Source organism: Saccharopolyspora rhizosphaerae (assembly GCF_003931915.1).
GTDB classification, from domain to species: Bacteria; Actinomycetota; Actinomycetes; order Mycobacteriales; family Pseudonocardiaceae; genus Saccharopolyspora; species Saccharopolyspora rhizosphaerae.
In genome coordinates this window covers 93,647-116,014 of the sequence record NZ_RSAA01000026.1, presented here as the reverse complement: position 1 = coordinate 116,014, position 22,368 = coordinate 93,647, and the positions used below count along the sequence as shown (strand labels likewise).

At 71.1% G+C, this 22,368-nt stretch carries 18 protein-coding genes; 10 read left to right on the top strand and 8 right to left on the bottom strand.

The features are described from left to right. Positions 1 to 20 precede the first annotated feature (20 nt). The gene (locus tag EIL87_RS22190; RefSeq protein WP_125092524.1) at positions 21 to 1,031 is read right to left on the bottom strand and encodes an extracellular catalytic domain type 1 short-chain-length polyhydroxyalkanoate depolymerase; all 1,011 of its coding nucleotides are present in this window, start codon (positions 1,029 to 1,031) and stop codon (positions 21 to 23) included. Positions 1,032 to 1,840: 809 nt separating this feature from the next. Here EIL87_RS22190 and pdhA point away from each other — a divergent pair. The 3 genes from pdhA to EIL87_RS22175 are packed head-to-tail and all read left to right on the top strand — an operon-like array spanning position 1,841 to position 5,476. Next, entirely contained in the window at positions 1,841 to 3,067 is a 1,227-nt protein-coding gene (gene pdhA / locus EIL87_RS22185; protein ID WP_125092523.1) for a pyruvate dehydrogenase (acetyl-transferring) E1 component subunit alpha, read from the top strand. After that, entirely contained in the window at positions 3,067 to 4,083 is a 1,017-nt protein-coding gene (locus EIL87_RS22180) for an alpha-ketoacid dehydrogenase subunit beta (RefSeq protein WP_125092522.1), read from the top strand. Before pdhA ends, EIL87_RS22180 begins: the two co-directional genes overlap by 1 nt. 13 nt (positions 4,084 to 4,096) lie before the next feature. After that, complete coding sequence (locus EIL87_RS22175) at positions 4,097 to 5,476, top strand: dihydrolipoamide acetyltransferase family protein (protein WP_125092521.1); 1,380 nt, start codon at positions 4,097 to 4,099, stop codon at positions 5,474 to 5,476. Between the two features lie 45 nt (positions 5,477 to 5,521). Here the strand turns inward: EIL87_RS22175 and EIL87_RS22170 are convergent, their stop codons facing one another. The 3 genes from EIL87_RS22170 to EIL87_RS22160 form a co-directional block, all read right to left on the bottom strand. Then, positions 5,522 to 5,992, bottom strand: coding sequence for a pyridoxamine 5'-phosphate oxidase family protein (locus tag EIL87_RS22170; protein WP_125092520.1), 471 nt, complete (start codon positions 5,990 to 5,992; stop codon positions 5,522 to 5,524). 100 nt (positions 5,993 to 6,092) lie between these two features. Next, positions 6,093 to 6,377 (bottom strand): hypothetical protein, encoded by a 285-nt coding sequence (locus EIL87_RS22165; RefSeq protein ID WP_125092519.1) that lies wholly within the window; start codon positions 6,375 to 6,377, stop codon positions 6,093 to 6,095. A 463-nt stretch (positions 6,378 to 6,840) separates the two neighbouring features. Further along, positions 6,841 to 7,392 carry an SCP2 sterol-binding domain-containing protein gene (locus tag EIL87_RS22160; RefSeq protein ID WP_125092518.1) on the bottom strand — a complete coding sequence of 184 codons (552 nt, stop codon included), beginning with the start codon at positions 7,390 to 7,392 and terminating at the stop codon, positions 6,841 to 6,843. Positions 7,393 to 7,509: 117 nt separating this feature from the next. Between EIL87_RS22160 and EIL87_RS22155 the strand changes: the two genes are divergently transcribed. Next, positions 7,510 to 8,184 (top strand): TetR/AcrR family transcriptional regulator, encoded by a 675-nt coding sequence (locus EIL87_RS22155; protein ID WP_125092517.1) that lies wholly within the window; start codon positions 7,510 to 7,512, stop codon positions 8,182 to 8,184. 54 nt (positions 8,185 to 8,238) lie between these two features. Here the strand turns inward: EIL87_RS22155 and EIL87_RS22150 are convergent, their stop codons facing one another. Continuing rightward, positions 8,239 to 9,075 (bottom strand): MaoC/PaaZ C-terminal domain-containing protein, encoded by an 837-nt coding sequence (locus EIL87_RS22150; RefSeq protein ID WP_125092516.1) that lies wholly within the window; start codon positions 9,073 to 9,075, stop codon positions 8,239 to 8,241. Between the two features lie 14 nt (positions 9,076 to 9,089). Continuing rightward, complete coding sequence (locus EIL87_RS22145) at positions 9,090 to 10,421, bottom strand: 3-oxoacyl-ACP reductase (protein WP_125092515.1); 1,332 nt, start codon at positions 10,419 to 10,421, stop codon at positions 9,090 to 9,092. A gap of 122 nt (positions 10,422 to 10,543) precedes the next feature. On the opposite strand from EIL87_RS22145, the gene EIL87_RS22140 reads away from it, so the two are divergent. Together EIL87_RS22140 and EIL87_RS22135 are read left to right on the top strand one after the other, a co-directional pair. Further along, positions 10,544 to 11,821 (top strand): acetyl-CoA C-acetyltransferase, encoded by a 1,278-nt coding sequence (locus EIL87_RS22140; RefSeq protein ID WP_125092514.1) that lies wholly within the window; start codon positions 10,544 to 10,546, stop codon positions 11,819 to 11,821. 390 nt (positions 11,822 to 12,211) lie between these two features. Next, positions 12,212 to 13,399, top strand: coding sequence for an ATP-binding protein (locus tag EIL87_RS22135; RefSeq protein WP_125092513.1), 1,188 nt, complete (start codon positions 12,212 to 12,214; stop codon positions 13,397 to 13,399). A gap of 854 nt (positions 13,400 to 14,253) precedes the next feature. Here EIL87_RS22135 and EIL87_RS22130 read toward each other — a convergent pair. Then, on the bottom strand, positions 14,254 to 14,955 hold the full coding sequence (locus EIL87_RS22130; protein WP_325049503.1) for a phosphotransferase family protein: 702 nt from the start codon (positions 14,953 to 14,955) through the stop codon (positions 14,254 to 14,256). Further along, the gene (locus EIL87_RS22125; protein WP_325049502.1) at positions 14,936 to 16,351 is read right to left on the bottom strand and encodes an MFS transporter; all 1,416 of its coding nucleotides are present in this window, start codon (positions 16,349 to 16,351) and stop codon (positions 14,936 to 14,938) included. Before EIL87_RS22125 ends, EIL87_RS22130 begins: the two co-directional genes overlap by 20 nt. A gap of 72 nt (positions 16,352 to 16,423) precedes the next feature. Between EIL87_RS22125 and EIL87_RS22120 the strand changes: the two genes are divergently transcribed. The 4 genes from EIL87_RS22120 (at position 16,424) to EIL87_RS22105 (ending at position 22,015) form a co-directional block, all read left to right on the top strand. Further along, a complete protein-coding gene (locus EIL87_RS22120) occupies positions 16,424 to 17,329 on the top strand; it encodes a LysR family transcriptional regulator (RefSeq protein WP_125092511.1) in 906 nt (301 codons plus the stop codon). Between the two features lie 158 nt (positions 17,330 to 17,487). Next, positions 17,488 to 19,332, top strand: coding sequence for an NHL domain-containing thioredoxin family protein (locus EIL87_RS22115; RefSeq protein WP_233576481.1), 1,845 nt, complete (start codon positions 17,488 to 17,490; stop codon positions 19,330 to 19,332). A 206-nt stretch (positions 19,333 to 19,538) separates the two neighbouring features. Next, positions 19,539 to 19,859: a GroES family chaperonin gene (locus EIL87_RS22110; protein WP_125092509.1), complete on the top strand. Its 321-nt coding sequence runs from the start codon at positions 19,539 to 19,541 to the stop codon at positions 19,857 to 19,859. A 77-nt stretch (positions 19,860 to 19,936) separates the two neighbouring features. Next, positions 19,937 to 22,015: a VanW family protein gene (locus EIL87_RS22105; RefSeq protein ID WP_125092508.1), complete on the top strand. Its 2,079-nt coding sequence runs from the start codon at positions 19,937 to 19,939 to the stop codon at positions 22,013 to 22,015. Positions 22,016 to 22,368 lie beyond the last annotated feature (353 nt).

The window sequence follows — 22,368 nt, the reverse complement described above, 5'->3', positions numbered from 1 at the left end:
CACCGGGCCCGGAGCCGCCCTCACCCCGCGTCGAGGCCGAAGAACCGGGTTACGTGGTAGCTGGAGCAGATGGTGTCCGGGTAGTACTGCCCGACCTGACCGCAGTCCTCGGGTCCGTCACCGGGGTGGACGGGGGTGCCGTGCTCCATGTCCGGCACCCGGTCGACCTCCACGACGACGGTGCCGTCCGCGGTCGTGTACTCCTCGCGCTCGGTGTCGTTCGGCGGCAGCGTGCTGGTCCGGGTGGGGGTGTGGGGCACGCCGTGCACGGCGGTCCACTGGTCGCGGAGCTCGTCCGCGTTGCGCGGGACGACGGTGGTGTCCGCGGTGCCGTGCCAGATCGCGACGCGCGGCCACGGACCGTCCCAGGACGGGTGGCCGGACCGGGCCAGCTCCGCCCACTCCTCAGGGGACTTGTCGACACCGGGGTTCATGCAGGTGAAGGCCTGGGCGACGGTGGTCGCGCACTGGTAGGGCAGCCCGGCCACGACCGCGCCGGCCTCGAAGACGTCGGGGTAGGCCGCCAGCATGACCGAGGTCATCGCGCCACCCGCGGACAGCCCGGTCACGTAGACCCGCTCGCCGTCCCCACCGAGCTCGTCCACCGCCTTGCCGACCATGTTCCGGAGGGAAGCGGCTTCGCCCTGGTCGCGGGTGATGTCGCCGGGCTGGAACCAGTTGAAGCACCGGTTGGCGTTGTTGGCCGTGGACTGCTCGGCGAAGACCAGCAGGAACCCGTGCTGGTCGGCGAACTCGGTCAGGCCGGAGTGGTCGGCGTAGTCCTGCGCGTTCTGGGTGCACCCGTGCAGGGCGACCACGACCGGCGCCTCCGCGGGGAGGTCGGCGGGGCGGTAGGCGTACATCGAAAGCGCTCCGGGGTTGTCGAAGCCGGTCACCGGCTCCAACGTGGCGGCGGCCTGGGCCGGAGGCGCGGTGAGCAGCACGGCCGCGACCGCGAGGGCTCCAGCCGAGGCTCGGCGCCCTGCTGCGCGCAGGGCCGTGCGGACGGGTGGTCGGGGGTGGGACGTCATCAGTCCTCCAGGAGTCCGTGGTCCCACGGGATCCGAGGCGGTCCCGTGCTCCGCGGCCGCGGACCGGTGCACCACGCGACCGAGGTGTGGATCACGGTAAGCACGGCGGCGCACTCGGAACATGGCTCCGGGAACGATCTTCCGACTTCCCGCCATGTGGCTCGACCACACATGTCCACCTCGCGAAGCAGCAGTTCCAGGTGTCGGACCCGAGCCGCCGCTTCGTCACCCGTTGAGGGGGTGGGCGACATGTCGCCCACCCCCTCAACGGGGAGTCGGGACGCCGTGCGCCGGGATGGGCCGGAGGTGGGGCTCGCGGAGGCGTGGCCCTCCCCTGGCGTGGGTGGTGGTGCGCGGTGTGAGGTTGAAGCCGCAGTTGCCGATCGGGTTCCTGTCGCTCGGAGGCTGGGCGGAGCGATCTCTCGACGAGGGCTGGTCTGTTCGGGGCATGCCACCGGGGTGGGTGGTTGTCGTGTTCTCGCAACCTCGACGGCCGCGCGCCCACGATCGGCACCGCGATGGTCCGCGGACCGTTAGTCGGTCCTCCATTAATTCGATGACCTGCGAATTCGCCCTGGTCGGGTGAGAACTAACGTGGCCTCACGGGAGTTGATCGCTCAGGGCTGTACCGATCCACTCCCTGTGGCAGGGCTCACGGACCACGTGGTTTTCGTGCCAGGATGACGAGGAGCGATCCAACGCTCCGCTCGGCCGACCGGGTGACCCACCAGGTCATCGGAGAGCCGGCGGGGCAGCCGGGAACCACCGCCACAAGCGGTGGCCATCGGCGCGACACGAGGAGATCACACATGTCCCCCGAGCAATGGACGTCCGCATCCGGTAATCCGCCCGAGAAGCGCACCGACCTCCCTGCCGCAACCGCAGCCAAGCCCACACGGGAGCAGGTGATCGCCGGTTTGCGCGCGACGAGTGAAGGCGGGGCTGACCTCGTTCAGCTCCTCACCCCAGAAGGCGAGCGGGTCCAGCACCCGGACTTCGACATCGACATCTCCCCCGAAGAGCTGCGCGGCCTGTACCGCGACATGGTGCTGGTGCGCCGCGCCGACCGGGAGGGCAACGCGCTGCAGCGCCAGGGCCAGCTGGGTATCTGGGTCCCGCTGCTCGGTCAGGAGGCCGCCCAGATCGGGGCGGGCCGGGCGTTGAAGCCGAAGGACATGGCCTTCCCGAGCTACCGGGAGCACGGTGTGGCCTGGGCTCGGGGCATCGACCCCACCGAGCTGCTGGGCATCTTCCGCGGCACCGACCAGGGCAGCTGGGACCCCGTGAAGACCGGGTTCCACCTGTACACGATCGTCATCGGCAACCAGTGCCTCAACGCCACCGGGTACGCGATGGGCCAGCGCTTCGACGGCAAGGTCGGCGACCCGGACGGCGAGGCCACGATGGTCTTCTTCGGCGACGGCGCCACCAGCCAGGGCGACGTGCACGAGGCCATGGTGTGGTCGGCCGTCTACGACGCACCGGTCGTGTTCTTCTGCCAGAACAACCAGTGGGCGATCTCCGAGCCCCTGGAGCGCCAGACCCGAGTACCGCTCTACCAGCGCGCCAGCGGCTACGGCTTCTCCGGGATCCGGGTGGACGGCAACGACGTCCTGGCCAGCCTCGCGGTCTCGCGGTGGGCGCTGGACGAGTGCCGCAACGGCAACGGGCCGGTGCTCATCGAGGCCTTCACCTACCGGATGGACGCCCACACCACCTCCGACGACCCGACCCGGTACCGGATGTCCGACGAGCAGGAGGCGTGGAAGCTCAAGGACCCGATCGAGCGACTGAGGGTGCACCTGATCCGCGAGCAGGCCGCTGACCAGGAGTTCTTCGACTCGGTGGACGCCGAGGCCGACGAGCTCGCCGCGCGGTTCCGCGAGTTCTGCTTCAGCATGCCCGAACCACCACCGGATCGGATCTTCTCGCAGGTCTACGCCGAGGAAACCCCGCAGATCGCCGCGCAGCGCGAGGACTACCTGCGCTACCTGGCCGGGTTCGCCGACGAGACCGTGGCAGGAGGTGTGCACTGATGGCCGCGCCCGCTCTCGAACGCCCGACCGCCGCGTCGGGCACCCAGACCGTCACCATCGCCAAGGCGCTGAACATGGGGTTGCGCGCGTCGCTGGAGCGCGACCCGAAGGTGCTGGTCATGGGCGAGGACGTCGGCAAGCTGGGTGGCGTCTTCCGGATCACCGACGGCCTGCAGAAGGACTTCGGCGAGCACCGGGTGCTCGACACGCCGCTGGCCGAGTCCGGGATCATCGGCACCGCGATCGGCCTGGCCATCCGCGGCTACCGGCCGGTGTGCGAGATCCAGTTCGACGGGTTCATCTTCCCCGGTTTCGACCAGATCATCAGCCAGCTCGCGAAGCTGCACTACCGCAGCCAGGGCAAGGTCAAGGTGCCGGTCGTCGTGCGGGTCCCCTACGGCGGCGGCATCGGTGCCGTCGAGCACCACTCGGAGTCCCCGGAGTCGCTGTTCGCGCACATCGCCGGACTGAAGGTGGTCTCCTGCTCGAACCCGGTGGACGCCTACTGGATGCTGCAGCAGGCCATCGAGTGCGACGACCCGGTGCTGTTCTTCGAGCCGAAGCGCCGCTACTACGAGAAGGCCGAGCTCGACACCTCCGTCGACCCGATGCCGCTGCTGAGCTCCCGCGTGGTGCGCAGCGGCTCGGCGGTGACGCTCGCGTCTTACGGCCCGATGGTGCGGACCTGCCTCGACGCCGCGACCGCGGCCGCTGAGGACGGGATCGACCTCGAGGTCGTGGACCTGCGCTCGTTGTCCCCGCTGGACCTGGGACCGGTGTGCGAGTCGGTGCGCCGCACCGGCCGGTTGGTGCTGGTCAGCGAGGCTCCGGCGGAGTCGTCGGTGACCTCCGAGATCAGCGCCCGGGTGCAGCAGGAGTGCTTCTACTCGTTGGAGGCCCCGGTGCTGCGGGCGACCGGGTTCGACACGCCCTACCCGCCGTCGAAGTTGGAGGAGGGCTTCCTGCCCGACCTCGACCGGGTGCTGGACGTGGTCGACCGTTCGCTGGCGTACTGAGGGGAGTTCATCGATGGTGCTCAAGCAGTTCCCGCTCCCTGACGTCGGCGAAGGCCTGACCGAAGCGGAGATCGTCGGCTGGAAGGTGCAGGCCGGCGAGAACGTCACCGTCAACCAGGTGATCGTGGAGATCGAGACGGCCAAGGCCTCCGTGGAGCTGCCCTGCCCGTGGGCGGGCACGATCCGCGAGCTGCTGGCGGAACCGGGCCAGACCGTCGAGGTCGGCACGCCGATCATCAGCATCGAGATGGCCGGGGCCGAGCCTGAACCGGAGCCGGTGCCGGAGGAGAGCTCCGGCAAGATCGGCGAGGAGTCCAACGGCCGGATCGCGACGCTCGTCGGTTACGGCCCGCGGACCTCGGCGGCCAAGCGGCGTCCGCGCAAGGACCGGCACGGGGTCACCAACGGCACGCCCGCCGGCGGGACGCAGGCCCACGCGGCCACCAGCGGTCCGGCCGACGACGTGACCACGACCGCCACCATCCCGGCCCCGGCACCACCGCAGGTCGAGGAGCTCACCGGGTACGTGCCGCTGGCCAAGCCGCCGGTCCGCAAGCTCGCCAAGGAGCTCGGCGTGGACCTGCGGTCGTTGGCCGGGTCGGGCTCGGGCGGGGTGATCACCCGCGAGGACGTCCAGTCCGCAGCGGCGCCCACGACCACACCGCCGACCACCCCGACGGCCACCCGGACGGGCGACCGCGAAAGGCGGGTGCCGATCAAGGGCGTCCGGAAGGCGACCGCGCAGGCGATGGTGGACAGCGCGTTCACCGCGCCGCACGTCACCGAGTTCCTGACCGTCGACGTCACGCCGATGATGCAGCTGCGCGAGCAGCTCAAGTCGGACCCGGCGTTCCAGGGCGTGAAGATCACGCCGCTGGCGTTCGCGGCCAAGGCCATGTGCCTGGCAGCGCGCCGGACCCCGGACGTCAACGCGACCTGGGACGAGGAAGCCGGCGAGATCGTCTACAAGGACTACGTGCACCTCGGGGTCGCGGCGGCCACGCCTCGCGGCCTGGTCGTGCCCAAGGTCCGCGACGCCGACCGGATGTCGCTGCGCGAGCTCGCCGAGGCCCTGGAGCAGCTGACCACCACGGCCCGGGAGGGCAAGACCGCTCCGGCGGACATGGTCGGTGGCACGATCACCATCACGAACGTCGGCGTCTTCGGCGTCGACACCGGCACGCCGATCATCAACCCTGGTGAGTCCGCGATCCTCGCCTTCGGCGCGATCCGCGACATGCCGTGGGTGGTCGACGGCCAGGTGGTGCCGCGCAAGATCTGCCAGCTCGCGCTGAGCTTCGACCACCGGGTGGTCGACGGTCAGCAGGGTTCCCAGTACCTCGCCGACGTCGGCGCACTGCTGGCCAACCCGAGCATGGCCTTCACCTACTGATCCACCGGCGCGGAGGGCGTCCCTGCGGTGCAGGGGCGCCCTCCGCTACGCGCGCTTGAAGACGCGGACCCCGTGCTCCGGGGTCCACGAGGTGATCACCAGGTGGGTCTCGTCCTCGGAGACGGTCGTGGTGACGACCTCGTTGAGCGCGCAGCGGAACAGGTGGGCGTCGTCCTGCGGCGGTCCGACCTCGGCCACCCAAGCCGCCTGCTCGTCACCGGTCACCTCGGTGGCCGTGCCGGACAGCTTGACGTCCGGCTCGGCCATCGAGCCGTCGCCCGGGTTGGCGTGGACCGCGAACCGTCCGTCGCGCTGGAGGTCGCGGGCCTTGCGCGCCCCGGGCATCGAGCCGAGGACGAGGTCACCCCGGTACCAGCCGACCTCCGTGCCGCTGACCCGCGGCGATCCGTCCGCGCGCAGCGTGGCCAGCACGTGGTGCCGCGCGGATTCCAGTCGTGCCCGAGCCGTCTGGGCCAGCTCGGGTGCTTGCTCGGTGAACTCCTGCCATCCGGTCACGGCGACCAGCGTGGCACGAGTCACCGACAGCGTGCGGACAGCGGAACGGCCCGCCCCGCGATCCCCCCGGATGCGGTGCGGGCCGTTCGGCCAAGTCTGCTCAGTTGCCCTTGCGACGGCGTCCGCCGCGGCGGTTCCCGCCAGCACTGGAGCTCGAAGAACCGGACTCCGAGGCGGTGGAGCCTGCCGACACGGCGACGGGTTCCGCCGCTTCCGCCGGGGTCTCCTGCTCGGGCTCCTGGGACTTCTGCTCGTCGTACTCGCGGAGAAAGTCGAAAGCGTGCTTGTCGAAGTCGTGGATGTCGATCTCCGGCAGTTCGCCGAGCTCGTTGTTGAGCTCCCGGAAGATCGGCGTCTCCGCCTCAGGGGTTGTCAACTTCTTCACCGCTTCGCCCTCCCGTTCGTCTTCGAAGCGTTGGCCGAGTCGAGCCCTCCCCGCGGAGCTCGAGCGATGGGCTCCGGGCCACGGGCCCTTCACTCATCGGTGGGACGCCTACCGCCGCTCGTCCTGACGCGGCGGCACGCAGTTCATCCGCACGGATGAGCACTGCCGCACCCTGCCCACGCGACATGGTGCAACAGCGATCGCCATCCGGCACGGTGAAGTGATCTCACACATCAGCCAGGCTGCATGCTGCCTTCCCCAGGTTCAACACGCGTACTCCTTGTGCTGTTCCGCACCGTGTCATATGCCACTGACCTGCGGTTAACCTCGACATCACGTCGATCTTCGGCCGGGAGCGCGCGAACGGACCGGCCTCCGCGTGGTGCGGGAGCGCGGTCCGTTCGCATGAGGCCGGGCCGTCGTGGGGGGCGTTGTCGGCGGCCCGGGGTCCAGTGCCCGAGGGTCAGGCCCTCGGGATGCGGAAGAGCTTGGGCAGGGTGACGGCGAAGCCGACGTCGCCGGCGAGCCGGACCCGCCGCGCCATCACGAGCTTCGGCGCGGTGGTGTTGCCCGAGGTAAGCCGGATGAAGTCCAGCGCGGCCACGGTGATGGTGACCGTCGGCGCCTCGTGCTGAGAGCCCTTGGTCACCTGGCAGCGGCCGTCGGCGAGCTCGCACTGGTAGGCCAGCAGGTCCTCGTCCGCGCCGATCCGCCAGTTGACCACCGCGTGGCTGCGCTTGGCGTGGTCGGGCTGGTAGTGCTCGCTCATGCGCCGGAAGATCTCGTCGACGACGGTCTCCCGCAGATCGGCGTGGGCGAGCAGGGCGTTGAGCTGGTCGACCGAGGAGCGCGAGACCAGACGCGCGAACTGCTCTGGGCTCAGGCCGCTGAGGTCCACACCATCGACAGCGGCGGCGGAGGCGTCCTGCAGCAGCTCGACCAGCGCGGACTCGTCGATCGCCCGCGGGTCGATCTCGCCGAGCGCCGCGATGGGATCGGTCGGGGACTGCGGCACCGCGCCACCTCCACTGCCTACTGTGGAGTAAGACTACGTGCGAGTAGGTTGGCGGGCAAGCCGCGTGATCTCGATCCGCTCCACTAGCCTGAGGCGGACCACCAGCGATGAGGTGAGATGGAAGAACAGCGGGACAGCGAACGCCCCCGGTCCCGGCGCCTGCCCAGGGAAGTGCGCGAGCGGCAGATCCTGGACGCCGCCGTGGAGGTGTTCGCCAAGCACGGTTTCCACAACGCGTCGATGGACGAGATCGCCGAGACGGCCAGCATCTCGAAGCCGATGCTCTACGCCTACCTCGGGGCCAAGGACGAGCTGTTCATCGCGTGCGTCCGGCGGGAGGCGACCAAGTTGGTCGAGGCCATCGGCGCGCACATCGGCACCGGGCTGGTCCCGGCCGACCAGCTCTGGCACCGGCTGCACATGTTCTTCGAGTACGTGCAGGTCAACAAGGCGGGCTGGCAGCTGCTGCACCGCCAGGGCGACGTGCCCGGCGAGCCCTACGTCAAGGAGCTCTCCGAGTGGCGGGAACGGGCCACGGAGCTGATCGCCGACCTGCTGGCCGAGGCCACCACGGACCAGAAGCAGCCGATGCAGCCCGAGCAGACCGAGCCGTTCGCCGCGGCCCTGGTCGGCGCCGGTGAAGCGCTGGTGGAGTGGTGGTTCCAGCACCCCGACTACACGGCCGAGGGCATGGCCATGCGGTTGATGAACATGCTCTGGCTCGGCTTCGGCGAACTGGTCGAAGGCCGCTCCTGGTTCCCCGCGTCCCAGTCGGGCTCCCACTCCTCCTGAGGGACGAGGTCTCCCCCGCGACCGGGTGCCGGCCGCGGAGGAGACCACCGCCGATCAGCTGGTGACGGAGCCCGTGAGGTGCGGTTTCCCGGAGCGGGAGTGGAGGGCGAAGTCCCAGCCCGAGGCCGTCGGGAGCATCGTGAACTCGGCCTTCGACGGCAGCAGCAGCGGCTTGCCGAAGTCGACGTCCACCGTGAGCGCTCCCGGGAGCCGGCCTTCCAGGGCCGCCAGGCAGCGGGCCTTGGACCACATGCCGTGCGCGATCGCCCGCGGGAAGCCGAAGGCCTTCGCTGTCAGCGCGTGCAGGTGGATGGGGTTCCGGTCACCGGACACCGCCGCGTACTCGCGGCCGATGTCGGCGGGCACCCGCCAGACGGCCGAGGCGGAACCCGGCTCGACCTCCCGGCGCCGCTGCTGCGGCGCGGTCTCGTCCCGCCTGCCCACGCGCAGGTAGGTGGAGGTCTCCCGCCACACCACCTCGTCGTCGACGCTGGTCTCGGTGATCACGTCGAACTGCTTGCCCTTCGGGTGCGGCCGCAGGTCCGCGACCCGCACCGTCTGCGTCAGCTCCTCGGTGACCAGCAGCGGGCGGTCCTGCTGGATCCGGTTGGCCACGTGGACCAGCCCGACCAGCGGGAACGGGAAGCCCTTGTCGGTCATCAGCTGCACCGACGCGGGGAAGGACAGGATGTGCGGGTAGGTGATCGGCAGCTCGTCGCGCAGCCCGAAGCCGCAGACCCGGTTGTACTCGGCGAGTTCCGCGGGGTCGACGGTGATATCGCGCCGCACGTAGGTGGTGTCGGGCAGTTCGCCGCCGCGCCGGGTCGGGCCGGTGACGGCGGCCTTCAGGTACAGCGGCCCCAGGCTGGGAGCGGTGGTGAGTTCCGGCATCTCGTCTCCTGACCTCAGGCGCCGAGCAGGCTCTGGCCGCAGACCCGGACCACGTTGCCGTTCACCCCGGCGGAGGCGGGGTTGGCGTACCAGGCGATGGTCTCGGCGACGTCGATCGGCTTGCCGCCCTGCGACATGCTGTTCATCCGACGGCCGGCCTCCCGCACGAACAGCGGGATCGCGGCCGTCATCTGGGTCTCGATGAAGCCCGGCGCGACGGCGTTGATGGTGGCGCCCTTCTTCGCGGCGAGCGGCGCGGCGGAGTGCACGTGCCCGATCACGCCCGCCTTCGACGTGGCGTAGTTGGCCTGGCCGACGTTGCCCGCGATGCCGCTCATCGACGACACGCAGATGATCCGGCCGCCGGGGCGCAGCGGGGAGTCCTCGCCGAGCAGCTTCGCGTCGATGCGCTCCTGCGAGGCCAGGTTGACCGCGAGCACGGCGTCCCAGTGGGCCTCGCTCATCCGGCCGATCGTCTTGTCCCGGGTGATGCCGGCGTTGTGCACCACGACGTCCAGGCCACCGTGCCGCTCGGTGAAGTGCTCGGCGATCTTGTCGGGCGCGTCCTCGGCGGTGATGTCGAGCTGCAACGTCGAGCCGCCGATGCGGTTGGCGACCGCGGCCAGCTCACCGCCCTGCGCGGGCACGTCCAGGCACACCACGTGCGCGCCGTCGCGGGCCAGCGTCTCGGCGATCGCCGCGCCGATGCCCCGGGAGGCGCCGGTGACCAGCGCGACCTCGTCCTGCAGCGGGCGGTCCTGGGAGATCCCCGGGACGTCGGCCGCACTGATGCGGACGACCTGGCCGGAGACGTAGGCCGACTTGCCGGACAGCAGGAACCGCAGCGTCGAGTCGGTGGCCCCCTCGGCGCCCTCGGCGACGTAGACCAGCTGCGACGTGGCACCGCGCTTGAGCTCCTTGCCCGCGGTGCGGGTGAAGCCCTCGAGCGCGCGCTGGGCGGTGGCCGCCTTCGGGTCGGACAGGGACTCCGGCGGGGTGCCCAGCACGACCAGCCGGCCGCAGCGGTCGATCTGCCGGATCGAGGGAGCGAAGAAGTCGTAGAGCTCGCGCAGGCCTTCGCTGGAGGTGATGCCGGTGGCGTCGAAGACCAGGCCCGCGTAGCGCTCGCCGTCCGCGCGCTCCTTGCGCGCGTCGGCGCCGACGTCCTGCAGCGTCGCGCTGACCGAGTCGGCGAGTCGTCCCGAGCCGCCCAGCAGCACGGGCCCGGCGATCAGCGGTTCGCCGGGCTTGAACCGGCGCAGCGGAGTCGGGTTGGGCAGCCCCAGCTTCGTGACGAGCTGTCGCCCGAACGCGGACTGGGTGAACTGCAGGTATCGATCGGACATCGGACACTCCCGAGGAGGCGTTCATGAGGGTTCGGACACGAAGTCGCGCAGTTGCTCGACGGCTAACTTACCCGCGGGTAGGTTAGATTGGCCAGGAACGAACCAGCAACGAGGGAGTAGGTATGGCCACCGTTCGGCGAGTCGCGATCCTCGGCGGCAATCGGATCCCGTTCGCGCGATCCGGCGGTCCCTTCGCTCAAGCCTCCAACCAGGACATGCTCACCGCTGCGCTCGACGGGCTCGTCGCCCGGTTCGGCCTGGCGGACAAGACCGTCGACGAGTTCGTCGCCGGTGCCGTGCTCAAGCACAGCCGCGACTTCAACCTCGCTCGCGAGACGGTCCTGGGCTCCAAGCTCGACGCGCGCACCCCGGCCCACGACGTGCAGATGGCGTGCGCGACCGGCCTCGAAGCCGTGGTCTCGGTCGCCAACAAGATCGCGCTCGGCCAGATCGAGGTCGGCATCGGCGGTGGTGTCGACTCCGCCAGCGACGCGCCCATCGCGGTGAACGACGAGTTCCGCCGGGTGCTGCTCAGGGCCAACCACGCCAAGTCCACCGGGGCCAAGGTCAAGGCCCTGACCGGTGTCCGGCCGCAGCACGTGGTGCCGGAGATCCCGCAGAACTCCGAGCCGCGCACCGGTCTGTCGATGGGCGAGCACGCCGCGAAGACCGCGCTGGCCTGGGAGATCAGCCGCGAGGCCCAGGACGAGCTGGCCGCGCGCAGCCACCACCGGCTCGCCGCCGCCTACGACCGCGGCTTCTTCGACGACCTGATCACCTCGTTCCAGGGCGTGTCCCAGGACCAGAACCTGCGCCCGGACAGCTCGGTGGAGAAGCTCGCGAAGCTCAAGCCCGTCTTCGGCAAGGGCGACGGCGCCACGATGACCGCGGGCAACTCGACCCCGCTCACCGACGGTGCCTCCACGGTTCTGCTGGCCAGCGAGGAGTGGGCCCACGCCAACAACGTCCCGGTGCTGGCCTACCTGTCGGACATCGCCCCTGCAGCCGTCGACCACGTCAGCGGTGACGAGGGCCTGCTGATGGCCCCGGCCTACGCGGTGCCGAAGCTGCTCGACCGCAACGGCCTGCAGCTGGGCGACTTCGACTTCTACGAGATCCACGAGGCCTTCGCCTCCCAGGTGCTGGCGACGCTGAAGTCCTGGCAGGACCCGGACTTCTGCAAGAACCGCCTGGGCCGTGACAAGGTCCTGGGCGAGGTCGACGAGGCCAAGCTCAACGTCAACGGCTCGTCGCTGGCCGCCGGGCACCCGTTCGCCGCCACCGGCGGCCGCATCGTGGCGACCCTCGCCAAGCTGCTCGCCGAGAAGGGCCAGGGCAAGGGACTGGTCTCGATCTGCGCGGCGGGCGGCCAGGGCCTCACCGCCATCCTCGAGCGCTGACCACTGCGCACGTCGAAGGCCCCCGGTGCCCGGAGCACCGGGGGCCTTCGTGCCTGCATCGCCCCGTATCGCGCTGTCTAGCGACATTCCGATACGCCCCGATACACCGCGATGCGCCCGGAACTGCCCCAGGCTCGTCCCTCGAGAGGGGTCAGCCGAGGCCTGCTCCCTGAACGCGGTGGGCGGCGTGATCTGGGGTTGTGCCGCCGGGGAGGTCCTGGAGGGGACTGCTGTTTCGCCCAGTCACGGGAGCTTCCAGCTCTGGCTCCGCTCCCACGGGGTGGCCGTCGGTGCCGACTCGGCTTCGTCGGGCTGGGCGGTGGACACGCGATACCGGAATCTCGCCAACTATCGAAACAGAGCTAGAAACGCGGATACAGTCCGACGGTTATGGACCCGGTCCGCAACCCCTTCGCCCCCGGCGCCGGACAGCGACCGCCTGAGCTGGCCGGACGTACCCGCGAGCTGGACGCCTTCGAGGTCGTGCTGGAACGCGTCGCCCGAGGTCGTCCGGAACGGAGCCTGGTGCTGACCGGACTCCGCGGCGTGGGCAAGACCGTGCTCCTCGGCGAGCTGCGCTCGATGGCGGTCCGGCGCGGCTGGGGTGCGGGCAAGGTCGAGGCCCGTCCGGAGGCCGGTCTGCGTCGGCCGCTGTCCGCCGCCCTGCACCGCGCGATCCGCGACCTGGCCGTGCGCCACCGCGCTCCGGACCGGGTGGAGGAGGTCCTGTCGGTGCTCAAGGCCTTCGCGCTCAAGGCCAACCCGAAGGACGCCAAGCTGCGGGACCGGTGGCAGCCCGGCATCGACGTCCCCGCGGCGGTGGGCCGGGCTGATTCGGGGGACGTCGAGATCGACTTGGTCGAGCTGTTCACCGAGGTCGCGGAACTGGCCGCCGACGTCGGGACGGGCATCGCGCTGCTGCTCGACGAGATGCAGGACGTGCAGGCCGAGGACGTCTCCGCGCTGTGCGCCGCCTGCCACGAGCTGTCCCAGTCGGGCGCTCCGCTGGTCGTCGGCGCGGGCCTGCCGCACGTGCCCGCCGTGCTGTCGGCCAGCAAGTCCTACTCGGAGCGGCTGTTCCGCTACGTCCGCATCGACCGGCTGGACCGCTCGGACGCCGACCGCGCGGTGATCGCCCCGATAGAGCGGGAGGAAGCCGAGATCACCCCGGCCGCGCTGGACACGCTGTTCACCGTCTCCGGCGGTTACCCGTACTTCGTGCAGGCCTACGGCAAGGCCACCTGGGACGCGGCCGTGCGCACCGAGATCTCCGAGGAGGACGTGCGCCTCGCCTCCCCGGAGGCCGAGTCGGAGTTGGCGGTCGGCTTCTTCGGCTCGCGCTACGAGCGGGCCACCCCGGCCGAGCGCGAGTACCTGCGGGCCATGGCCGAGCTGGTCGAGGGGAAGGACGAGCCGGCACCGACCGCCAAGATCGCCGAGTACCTGGAGCGCCGCCCCTCGTCGCTGTCCCCCGCCCGGGACGCGCTGATCAAGAAGGGGCTCGTCTACTCAGGGGAGCGCGGCCAGATCGCCTTCACGGTCCCCCACTTCGGCCGCTACCTGCTCACCCAGGACTGACCCCGCGGCACGGGTCATCGCTGCGGCCTGTTCCTCCCTTCAGGTCAGCCCGCACGTGCCCTGTGCCTCCGCAACCTGGCCCCAACGCTCGACTCGTCACCAAGGCCCTCACGCCCGAAGGCGTCGACACGACCTCCTCCGGGTGGGAGCCCTGACGTCCGGCCACCTCCGCCACGTCCGAACTCGCAGGACTCGCACCCGGCCCCGGCCAACCCCACTGCCACGTCCGGGTGGGGACGGGCATTGCGCGCGAAAGGTCGCCCCTCACCCGGCGGAGGGGCGCCCGAGGGCGGCGATGTCGTTGTCTACTGATCTCTAGGAAGGTTGCTAGATATCGGTATGCGGGGCGATCGACAGGGCAACATCGACACGTGCAGTGCGCTGACCTGCGATTCCGTCGCCGGTACAGGTGAAGAAACGTGATGTAGGACACAGCCTGCAACAGGTGTAACGAACGCAGGGTGGGTGTCGATATTCAGGATGACCCCGCGGTGCTGTCGGACCCCCGACCTGGCAGCATCGCGGGGCTCTCCAATTCTCGGGGTCCGTCACCCCGACTCCACCGGTTCGACGAAGCCCGGCACCGGCGTGGCCCAGGTCCGGATGGGTGTCCCGGCGGAGGCGGTAGGTCGTGCGCGTCGCCCCCAGCTCGTCCGCGGGTTCCGACCACGGTCGCCGACACCGCGGGGTGCTGGTGCAGGACATCGACAACGGCGGCGACTCCCGCGACCCCCCGCCTTCCTCGAGCCGAGCGTCGAGGCGCGTTCGGTGAGCACGGCGCCCCGGCTCGACCCCCGAGACGACCCTGCAGGTCAGAGCGCTGATCGGTGCACGTGGCGACGGATCTCAGCCGCTCAGCCTCCGGCGAAGGGCTGGAGCCGCCACTGCTCGATCGCGGGTCGCAGGGCGTCGGCGAGCATCGGCAGCTGCGGGACGAGGGACAGGCAGGCCACCGACCGCAGGTTCCCCACGGCGTTGACGAAGCGCAGCACCTGCTCGTCCAGTGCGCGCAGCCCGAGCTCCTGCGCGCGGCGGTCGTAGGCGGCCTCGCACTCGCTGCCGAACGCGGCCAGGTCCCACTCGACGGGTCCCAGCGAGACCAGTTCGAAGTCCGCGTACAGCTCACCGTCCGGGGTGGGGACGATGTTGAACGGCGGTGCGTCGCCGTGGACCGGCTGGAGCTCGACCGGGTACTCCGCCTCGAACGCCGTGCGGTCGCGCACCAGCGGTTTCAGCACTTCCCACTCCTGCTGGGCGCGGGCGAGGTCGGCCGGGTCCAGCAGGTCGGGTCGCGCCGCCAGGTCGGCCAGCGCGCCGGTGACCATCTGCGGCTCGGCAGCGGACAGGAACGGCAGCTCGCCCGGGTACGCACGCAGCGCCTGGTGCAGGTCGGCGACCAGGCCGGCGTTGCGCACGTAGTCGGGTTCGGTGGTCTCGACGATCTCGGTGAACTGCCAGAACGTCATCGAGAACCCGTCGCGCTGGACCGGTTCCCGGGGTACCAGCGGGCTCGGCGGGATCACCGGTTGCCCTTGCTCAGCCAGCCACGCCACCACGTCGAGCTCCGCCCGTTGGCGGGCCGCTTGGGCGGTGGGGCCGCTGCCCGGGGGCAGCACCACCGGCACCCGGGCCACCACCGGTGCGGGAGCGAGGTGGACGACGACGGAGAACAGGTCGTGCAGCACCCGGGTTCCGCTCACGTCGAGCCCGAAGTCCCGGCCGGCGGCCACGGCCGCGTTCAGCGCTCGTGCAGTGCGATCCGGTGCGTCCGCTGGCATTGCGCTGATGTTGCTGGGAAGTGCCGGTCCGCGCGAGCGGTTTTCCGAGCACCGCCGTGAGCAGCACGAGTGCCGCCGCCACCGCGGTCACCCAGGACATCGCGGTTTCCAGCGGGAACCGCAGCGTGATCAGCCCGACCGCGATCGCCGGGCAGCCGGCCCCGAGGTAGAAGGCCAGGTACAGCGCCCCGGTGATCGCACCGCGCCCGCCCGTGGGCGCGGTGGACTCGACGGCCCCCGCCGCACCGCCGTAGGCCAAGCCGTGCCCGAACCCGGCCACCAACGCCGCGAGCGTGGTGACCGCCGCCGATCCACCGCTGGTCAGAGTTAGCAGCACGAGGCTGGCGAACAGCGCCGCCAGGCCGTGCCGCTGCGCCCGCTGCGCGCCGAGCCGTGACACCAGCGGCTGGGCCAGCACCGAGACGACCAGCACCGAGCCGAGGACGCAGCCGGACACCGCCAGGTCGCGGTGCCCCGCGCGGTCGAGCAGGGCGGGGATCAACGACAGGAACAGACCGACCGCCGTCCACGCGAGGAAGCCGGTCGCGGCGGCCGTGGCGAACACCGCGCGCACGCCCGCCGGGATCCGCGGCCGGGTGGGACGCCACCGCAGGCCGGTCGCCGGCGCAGGCAGGCGCGACACCCGGGACCAGCCGTGGGCCAGCAGCGCCAGGTGCAGCAGGAAGGGCAGCACGAACGGCGCCGGGGCGTGCTCGGCGAGCGCCCCGGACACGACCGGCCCGGCCGCGGTGCCGGCCAGGAACGCCGCGCTGGCCAGCAACGGACCGCGTCCCGGGGCGTTCTCGCTGATCAGCACACTCGAGGCGCCGGTGGCAGCTCCGAGCGCGACGCCCTGCGCGGCCCGTCCGACCACCAGCCACGGTGTTCCGGAGGCGAGCGCGAAGCAGAGCGAGGCGACGGCGCCGGCGACCAGGCTCGCGCGCAGCACCGCGCGCGGTCCCAGTGCGTCGGTAGCCGGCCCGAGCACCAGCAGAGCAGGTGCGCTGACCAGCGCGAACGTGGCGTAGATCAGGGTCAGGGACAGATCGCTGAACCCGAAGTCGTGCTGGTAACCGGGCAGCAGCGGGCTCGGGAGGTAGGCGCCCGCGGTGAGGACGACGAGGACGTGGACGCCGGTGCGGACCGAGCGCGTGGGAGCAGCCGAGGGGATCACGACACCAGGCTGCCGCCAGCCACCGCTGAAGAAAATCGAACGTTCCTGCAGAAGACCGTGCAGAATGTTCGCATGATCGACCCTCGGCTCAAGGTGCTGCAGGTGGTCGCCCACCACGGCACCATCACGGCCGCCGCCGCGGCGCTGAACTACACGCCCTCGGCGGTGTCGTACCAGCTGCGCCAGCTCGCCGACGAGCTCGGAACCGAGCTGATCAGCCAGTCCGGCAGGGGCGTCAAGCTCACCTCGGCCGCTCGGACGGTGTTGCACCACGCCGAGGTGCTGCACGCCCAGGTCGAGCGCGCCTACGCGGAGCTCGCCGCCACCACCGAGGAACCGAGCGGGTCGTTCACGCTGTGCGGGTTCTCCACCGCGGCCACCCACCTGCTGCCGCCCGCCGCAGCGGCGTTGCGGGAGCAGTACCCGCAGGTCCGGGTCCGGGTGATCGAAGCGGAACCGGCCCGGTGCTTCGACCTCCTGCTGTCCGGAGACGCGGACCTGGCGCTGGTGATCGGCACCGCTGACCTGCCGCCGCCCGCCGACGAGCGCTTCGAGCAGCAGCGCCTCGTCGACGACCCGCTCGACCTGGTCGTGCCCGTCGGTCACCCGCTGACGAAGCGCAGCCGGGTCCAGCTCGCCGACGTCGCCGACGAGCAGTGGATCGTCGGCCGCCCGGGCAGCACGTACCACGAGCTGGTGCGGGCGGCCTGCACCTCGGCGGGGTTCAGCCCCAACATCGTGCACTACGCCGACGAGTGGGACACCGGAACGGCGCTGGTCGCGCACCACTTCGGGATCATCCTGGTTCCGCGCCTCGCCCGGCTTCACGACTGGCCGGTCGTGCGCGTCCCGCTCCGCGGCGAACCTGCCCCGGCCCGGCGGATCCACGCGGCCACCCGCCGCGGCGGTGGTGAGCACCCGGTGATCAGGACGGCCCTGAGCACGCTCACCACCACGGCTGGCGAGCTCCTCCCCTGAGTCACCCCCGCCCGATCAGGTGAGAGGCGATCCCGGACGAGGACAGCCGTCCGCCGTTCTGGACCCGCTCGTCCCGTGCGGGCTGCCTCGAGTGGTCGCGGTCATGACGCCGCCCACCTCGTGGAACACGGTGGTGGCGGTTGTTGTTGACTGCTGTTGTGACTGAGCAGCAGAAACGTCGGGGACGGGTACGAGCCGCGGAGCTCGTCGGGCGGCAGTGGTTGAACACCGGTGGTCGGGAACTCCGGCTCGAGGACTTCCGGGGCAAAGTCCTGGTCCTCGACTTCTGGACCTTCTGCTGCATCAACTGCCTGCACGTGATCGACGAGCTCCGGCCGCTCGAGGCCGAGTTCGCCGACGAGGTCGTGACCGTCGGCGTGCACTCGCCGAAGTTCGAGCACGAGGCCGATCCGGACGCCCTGGCCGCGGCCGTCGAGCGCTACGCCGTGCACCACCCGGTGCTCGACGACCCGGAGCTGACCACCTGGCAGAACTACGCCGTGAAGGCCTGGCCGACGCTCGTGGTCATCGACCCCGAGGGCTACGTCGTGCACGTGGCCGCGGGTGAGGGCCACGTCGAGGCGCTGCGCAGCGTGATCTCCGAGGTCGTCGCGGAGCACGACGCCAAGGGCACGCTGCACCGCGGCGACGACCCCTACGTGCCGCCGCCCGCGCCGGAGACGGAGCTGCGCTTCCCCGGCAAGGTCATCGCGCTGGGCAACGGCAACCTGCTGGTGTCGGACTCGGCGAACCACTCGCTGGTCGAGTTCGAGCCCGACGGCGAGACCGTCGTCCGCCGCATCGGCACCGGTGAGCGGGGTCGTGCCGACGGGACCGAGCCGACGTTCGCCGAGCCCGCCGGGCTCGCGCTGCTGCCCGAAGGGCTCGCCGCCTCCGCCGGGTACGACGTGGTCGTCGCCGACACCGTCAACCACCTGCTGCGGGGGCTGCGGCTCAGCGACGGCTCCGTGACCACGCTGGCCGGGACCGGCGAGCAGTGGCGCGACGGGTCCGACAGCGGGCCCGGGCTGGAGACGCCGTTGACGAGCCCGTGGGACGTCGCCTGGTGGGAGCCGGCCGGCGGCGTGGTGATCGCGATGGCGGGCAACCACACGCTCGGCCTGTTCGACCCGAGCACCGGCGAGGTCCGCCGGTTCGCCGGCACCACCGTCGAGGGCCTCCGGGATGGCGCCGCTGACCAGGCGTTCTTCGCGCAGACCTCCGGCCTCGCCGACGGTGGGGACCGCCTGTGGCTGGCCGACTCCGAGACCTCCGCGCTGCGCTGGGCCGAGGCCGGCGGCGACGGGTTCGCGATCCGCACCGCGGTGGGCACCGGTCTGTTCGACTTCGGCCACGCCGACGGACCGGCTGCGAAGGCCCTGCTCCAGCACCCGCTGGGGGTGGCCGTGCTGCCGGACGGTTCGGTCGCGGTCTGCGACACCTACAACGGCGCCGTCCGCCGCTACGACCCCGCCACCGACGAGGTGTCCACCCTGGCCACCGACGTCGCCGAGCCCTCCGGGGCGACCGTGGTGGACGGCGAGCTGGTCGTGGTCGCCTCCGCTGCCCACCGATTGGAGCGCCCGGTCCCGCCGGGCCTGGCCGCCAAGCTCGTCGACGGTGCGTCGCAGCAGGTCAAGCGGCCGTCCACCGAGATCGGCGCCGGGGAGGTGGAGCTCGCAGTGGTGTTCACGCCGCCGCCGGGCACCAAGCTCGACGAACGGTACGGCCCCTCCACCCGCCTGGAGGTCACCTCGACACCGGAGGACCTGCTGGTCGAGGGCGCGGGCGTGGGCACCGACCTGACCCGCCGGCTGGTGCTGGCCGAGGGCGTCGAGCACGGCGTCCTGCACGTGGTCGCCCAGGCCGCCAGCTGCGATGACGACGACTCGGTCGAGCACCCCGCCTGCCGCCTGACCCGTCAGGACTGGGGCGTGCCGATCACGATCTCGGCCGACGGGCCCCGCAGGCTCCCGCTGGTGATGGGCGGTCTGGACGCCTGATCCGCACCGCGCGGCGAAATCGAGACCGATCCGGTATCGGACTCGCACAACCCCAGGTCACGAGGGCGAGGACGGGGCCGGTCCCCACCGGGGCCGGTCCCGTGCGCGCGTCCTGCCCTGGGAGATCGCGAACCGGGTGGTCAACGACCGGTTCTGATGGGCCCCTGGCCCCTGAGTCACCCGGTGGTGGCAAGTAAACTTTTCGGGTGACCGATGCCAAGCTCGAAATCCAGATGCTGCACGACCGGGTCATGGTGCGCATCGCCCAGGAGTCCGGAGAACGCCGCAGCAGCGGCGGCATCGTGATTCCGGCGACCGCGCAGGTGGCCAAGCGGTTGGTCTGGGGCGAGGTCTTCGGCGTGGGCAGTCACGTGCGGACCGTCAAGGTCGGCGACCAGGTCCTGTTCAACCCCGACGAGCAGTACGAGGTCGAGGTGCAAGGGCAGGCCTACCTGGTGATGCGGGAGCGGGATCTGCACGCCGTGGCCACGGAACAAACCGAACAGGGCACGGGCCTGTACCTGTAGTCGGAGCCCCGAGCCGGACCCCGGCGAGAGCGTCCTCCAACGCCCCCACCGCACGACCGACAGGAGAAGGGGAAGCGGTGCCGGAAAACCACGACAACCGCAGCGGTGCGGATCCGTCGACCGAACGGTTGCGCACCGACCAGCAGAACACCTCCGACGCCGAGACCAGGCAGGCCTGGCCAGTCCAGGACCCCGAAGCTCAGGACGACCGTTCGGCTCCGGAATCGGACAGCGAGCGCACTCAGCAGATCGCCGCGCTGCCGACCGACTTCAGCGGTTTCCCGATCGGCGCCACCCAGTCCATCCCCACCGTCGGCGCGGACCAGCCCACGGCCTACCACGGCCGGTCTCAGCAGCCGGGCGGGCAGACCTCGATGATGGGCGGGCAGCAGGACGGCGTCGCCGGCACCCAGCTCGGCTGGAGCACTCCCGGCGAGCCCTCCCCCGCCGATCAGAAGCGGCAGAAGCTGCTCAAGGGCGGGCTGTACGCCGGTGTCGCCGCTGCGGCCCTGGTCCTCCTCTACGTCGGTGACCTGCTGTTCACCAGCGGATCCCTGCCGCGCGGCACGGTGGTCGCCGGGGTCGACGTCGGCACCCTCGACCCGGCCGCCGCCGAGAGCAAGCTCCGCGACGAGCTCGAACCGGGCATGGACAAGCCGGTCCGGCTGCAGGTCGGCGACCGCGGCGCCACGATCAAGCCCGACGACGTCGGCCTGCGGATGGACTGGGCCGCGACCGTCGACAAGGCCGACACCCAGCCGCTGAACCCCTTCACCCGGATCGGGTCGCTGTTCAGCACGCACGAGGTCACTCCCGTCAGCACGAGCGACCGCGAAGAGCTGCTGGCCGCGCTGCAGGAGGTCAGCCCGCAGCTGGGCCTGGAGCCCACCGACGGCGACATCCGCTTCGAGGGCACCAAGCCGGTCCCGGTGAACCCGGTGCCCGGCCAGAACCTCGACGTCCAGCACGCGGCCAGCGAGATCCAGGCCCACTGGGCCGAGGGCCGGACGATCCCGCTGCCGGTCACCCAGCTCCCGGTGAGCACCACCCGCGAGGGCGTGCAGAAGGCGCTGCACGAGATCGCCGAGCCCGCCGTGGCCTCCCCGGTGACCGTCCGCGGCGAGGGCAAGAACGCCACGGTGGAGCCGGAGGTCATCGCGAAGGCGCTGCGCTTCACGCCCGACGGCCAGGGCGGCCTGAAGGCCTCCCTGGACGAGAAGACGCTGGTCGGAGCCATCGAACCGCAGCTGCGGGACACGATGAAGCCCGGCAAGGACGCCGAGATCAAGCTCGAGGGCGGCGCCCCGGTCGTGCACCCGTCGGAGGACGGCGTCGGCGTCGACTGGGAGAAGAGCCTGGCCCCCGTGCTGGAGACCCTGCGCAAGCCGCAGCAGCGCGTGGTGCAGGCGGTGTACGTGCCGGCACCGGCGCAGTTCACCACCGAGCAGGCCAACCAGCTCGGAATCCGCGAGGTCGTCGGCGAGTTCCAGACCGGCGGCTTCGAACCGGCCTCGGGGGTGAACATCCGCCGGGTCGCCGAGCAGGTCAACGGCGCGATCCTGCGCCCGGGCGAGACGTTCAGCCTCAACGGCTACACCGGTCCGCGCGGCATCCCGCAGGGCTACGTCGAGTCGGGGATCATCGAGGACGGTCACCCCGGCCGTGCCGTCGGCGGCGGCATCTCGCAGTTCGCGACCACGCTGTACAACGCCTCGTACTTCGCCGGCATGAAGGACGTCGAGCACAAGCCGCACAGCTACTACATCAGCCGCTACCCGGCCGGTCGCGAAGCGACGGTGTTCCAGTCGCCGAACGGCAAGAGCATCATCGACGTGAAGTTCAAGAACGTCTCCAAGAGCGGCATCATGCTCACCACGGAGTGGACTCCGTCGTCGATCACGGTGAAGCTGTGGGGCACCAAGCAGTTCGACGTGCAGTCGTCGACCGGCCCGCGGACCGAACCGACGCCGCCGATGGAGAAGCCGGGCCCGGCCACCGGTCCGTGCAGCCCGAGCAAGGGCGCGCCGGGCTTCACCGTCGTCGACACCCGGACCATCCGGGACCTCACGACCGGCGAGGTGCGCACCGAGAACAAGAAGGTCAAGTACAACCCGCAGCCGATCATCCACTGCCCGCCTCCGCCGCCACCCGGCTGAGCAGCGCGACGCGAAGGGCCCTTCCCCGCTGGGGGAGGGCCCTTCTCACGTCCGCACCTCGCCACCGTGACGGCGGGTCGCGATTGCGGTCGGGGGGCCGGTGTGGCGGGATGTCGTCAACTCGTCGCCGTCCGGCCACGGTGGGTGCCGTCCGGGCCGGCGTGCGACGTCGTGGTGGTGGACACAGGGCTGGGCGGTCGCCGCGGTGAGTTCGCAGCGCACGGAGGTCGAACGGCGGAAGATCTCCCGCTCGGAGGCCGCGCGGGCGTCAGGTTTGCCGAGAGGTGTCCGGGAGGTGGATGTCGGATTTCGACGAACTTGATGGATTCGCAACTCCAGCTATTGGGTTTACC

Coding starts and splice junctions, on each gene's coding strand:
- EIL87_RS22175 (WP_125092521.1), top strand. CDS start 4,097: ATGGTGCTCAAGCAGTTCCCGCTCCCTGACGTCGGCGAAGGCCTGACC.
- EIL87_RS22140 (WP_125092514.1), top strand. CDS start 10,544: ATGGCCACCGTTCGGCGAGTCGCGATCCTCGGCGGCAATCGGATCCCG.
- EIL87_RS22190 (WP_125092524.1), bottom strand. CDS start 1,031: ATGACGTCCCACCCCCGACCACCCGTCCGCACGGCCCTGCGCGCAGCA.
- EIL87_RS22120 (WP_125092511.1), top strand. CDS start 16,424: ATGATCGACCCTCGGCTCAAGGTGCTGCAGGTGGTCGCCCACCACGGC.
- EIL87_RS22155 (WP_125092517.1), top strand. CDS start 7,510: ATGGAAGAACAGCGGGACAGCGAACGCCCCCGGTCCCGGCGCCTGCCC.
- EIL87_RS22180 (WP_125092522.1), top strand. CDS start 3,067: ATGGCCGCGCCCGCTCTCGAACGCCCGACCGCCGCGTCGGGCACCCAG.
- EIL87_RS22135 (WP_125092513.1), top strand. CDS start 12,212: ATGGACCCGGTCCGCAACCCCTTCGCCCCCGGCGCCGGACAGCGACCG.
- EIL87_RS22145 (WP_125092515.1), bottom strand. CDS start 10,421: ATGTCCGATCGATACCTGCAGTTCACCCAGTCCGCGTTCGGGCGACAG.
- pdhA (WP_125092523.1), top strand. CDS start 1,841: ATGTCCCCCGAGCAATGGACGTCCGCATCCGGTAATCCGCCCGAGAAG.
- EIL87_RS22150 (WP_125092516.1), bottom strand. CDS start 9,075: ATGCCGGAACTCACCACCGCTCCCAGCCTGGGGCCGCTGTACCTGAAG.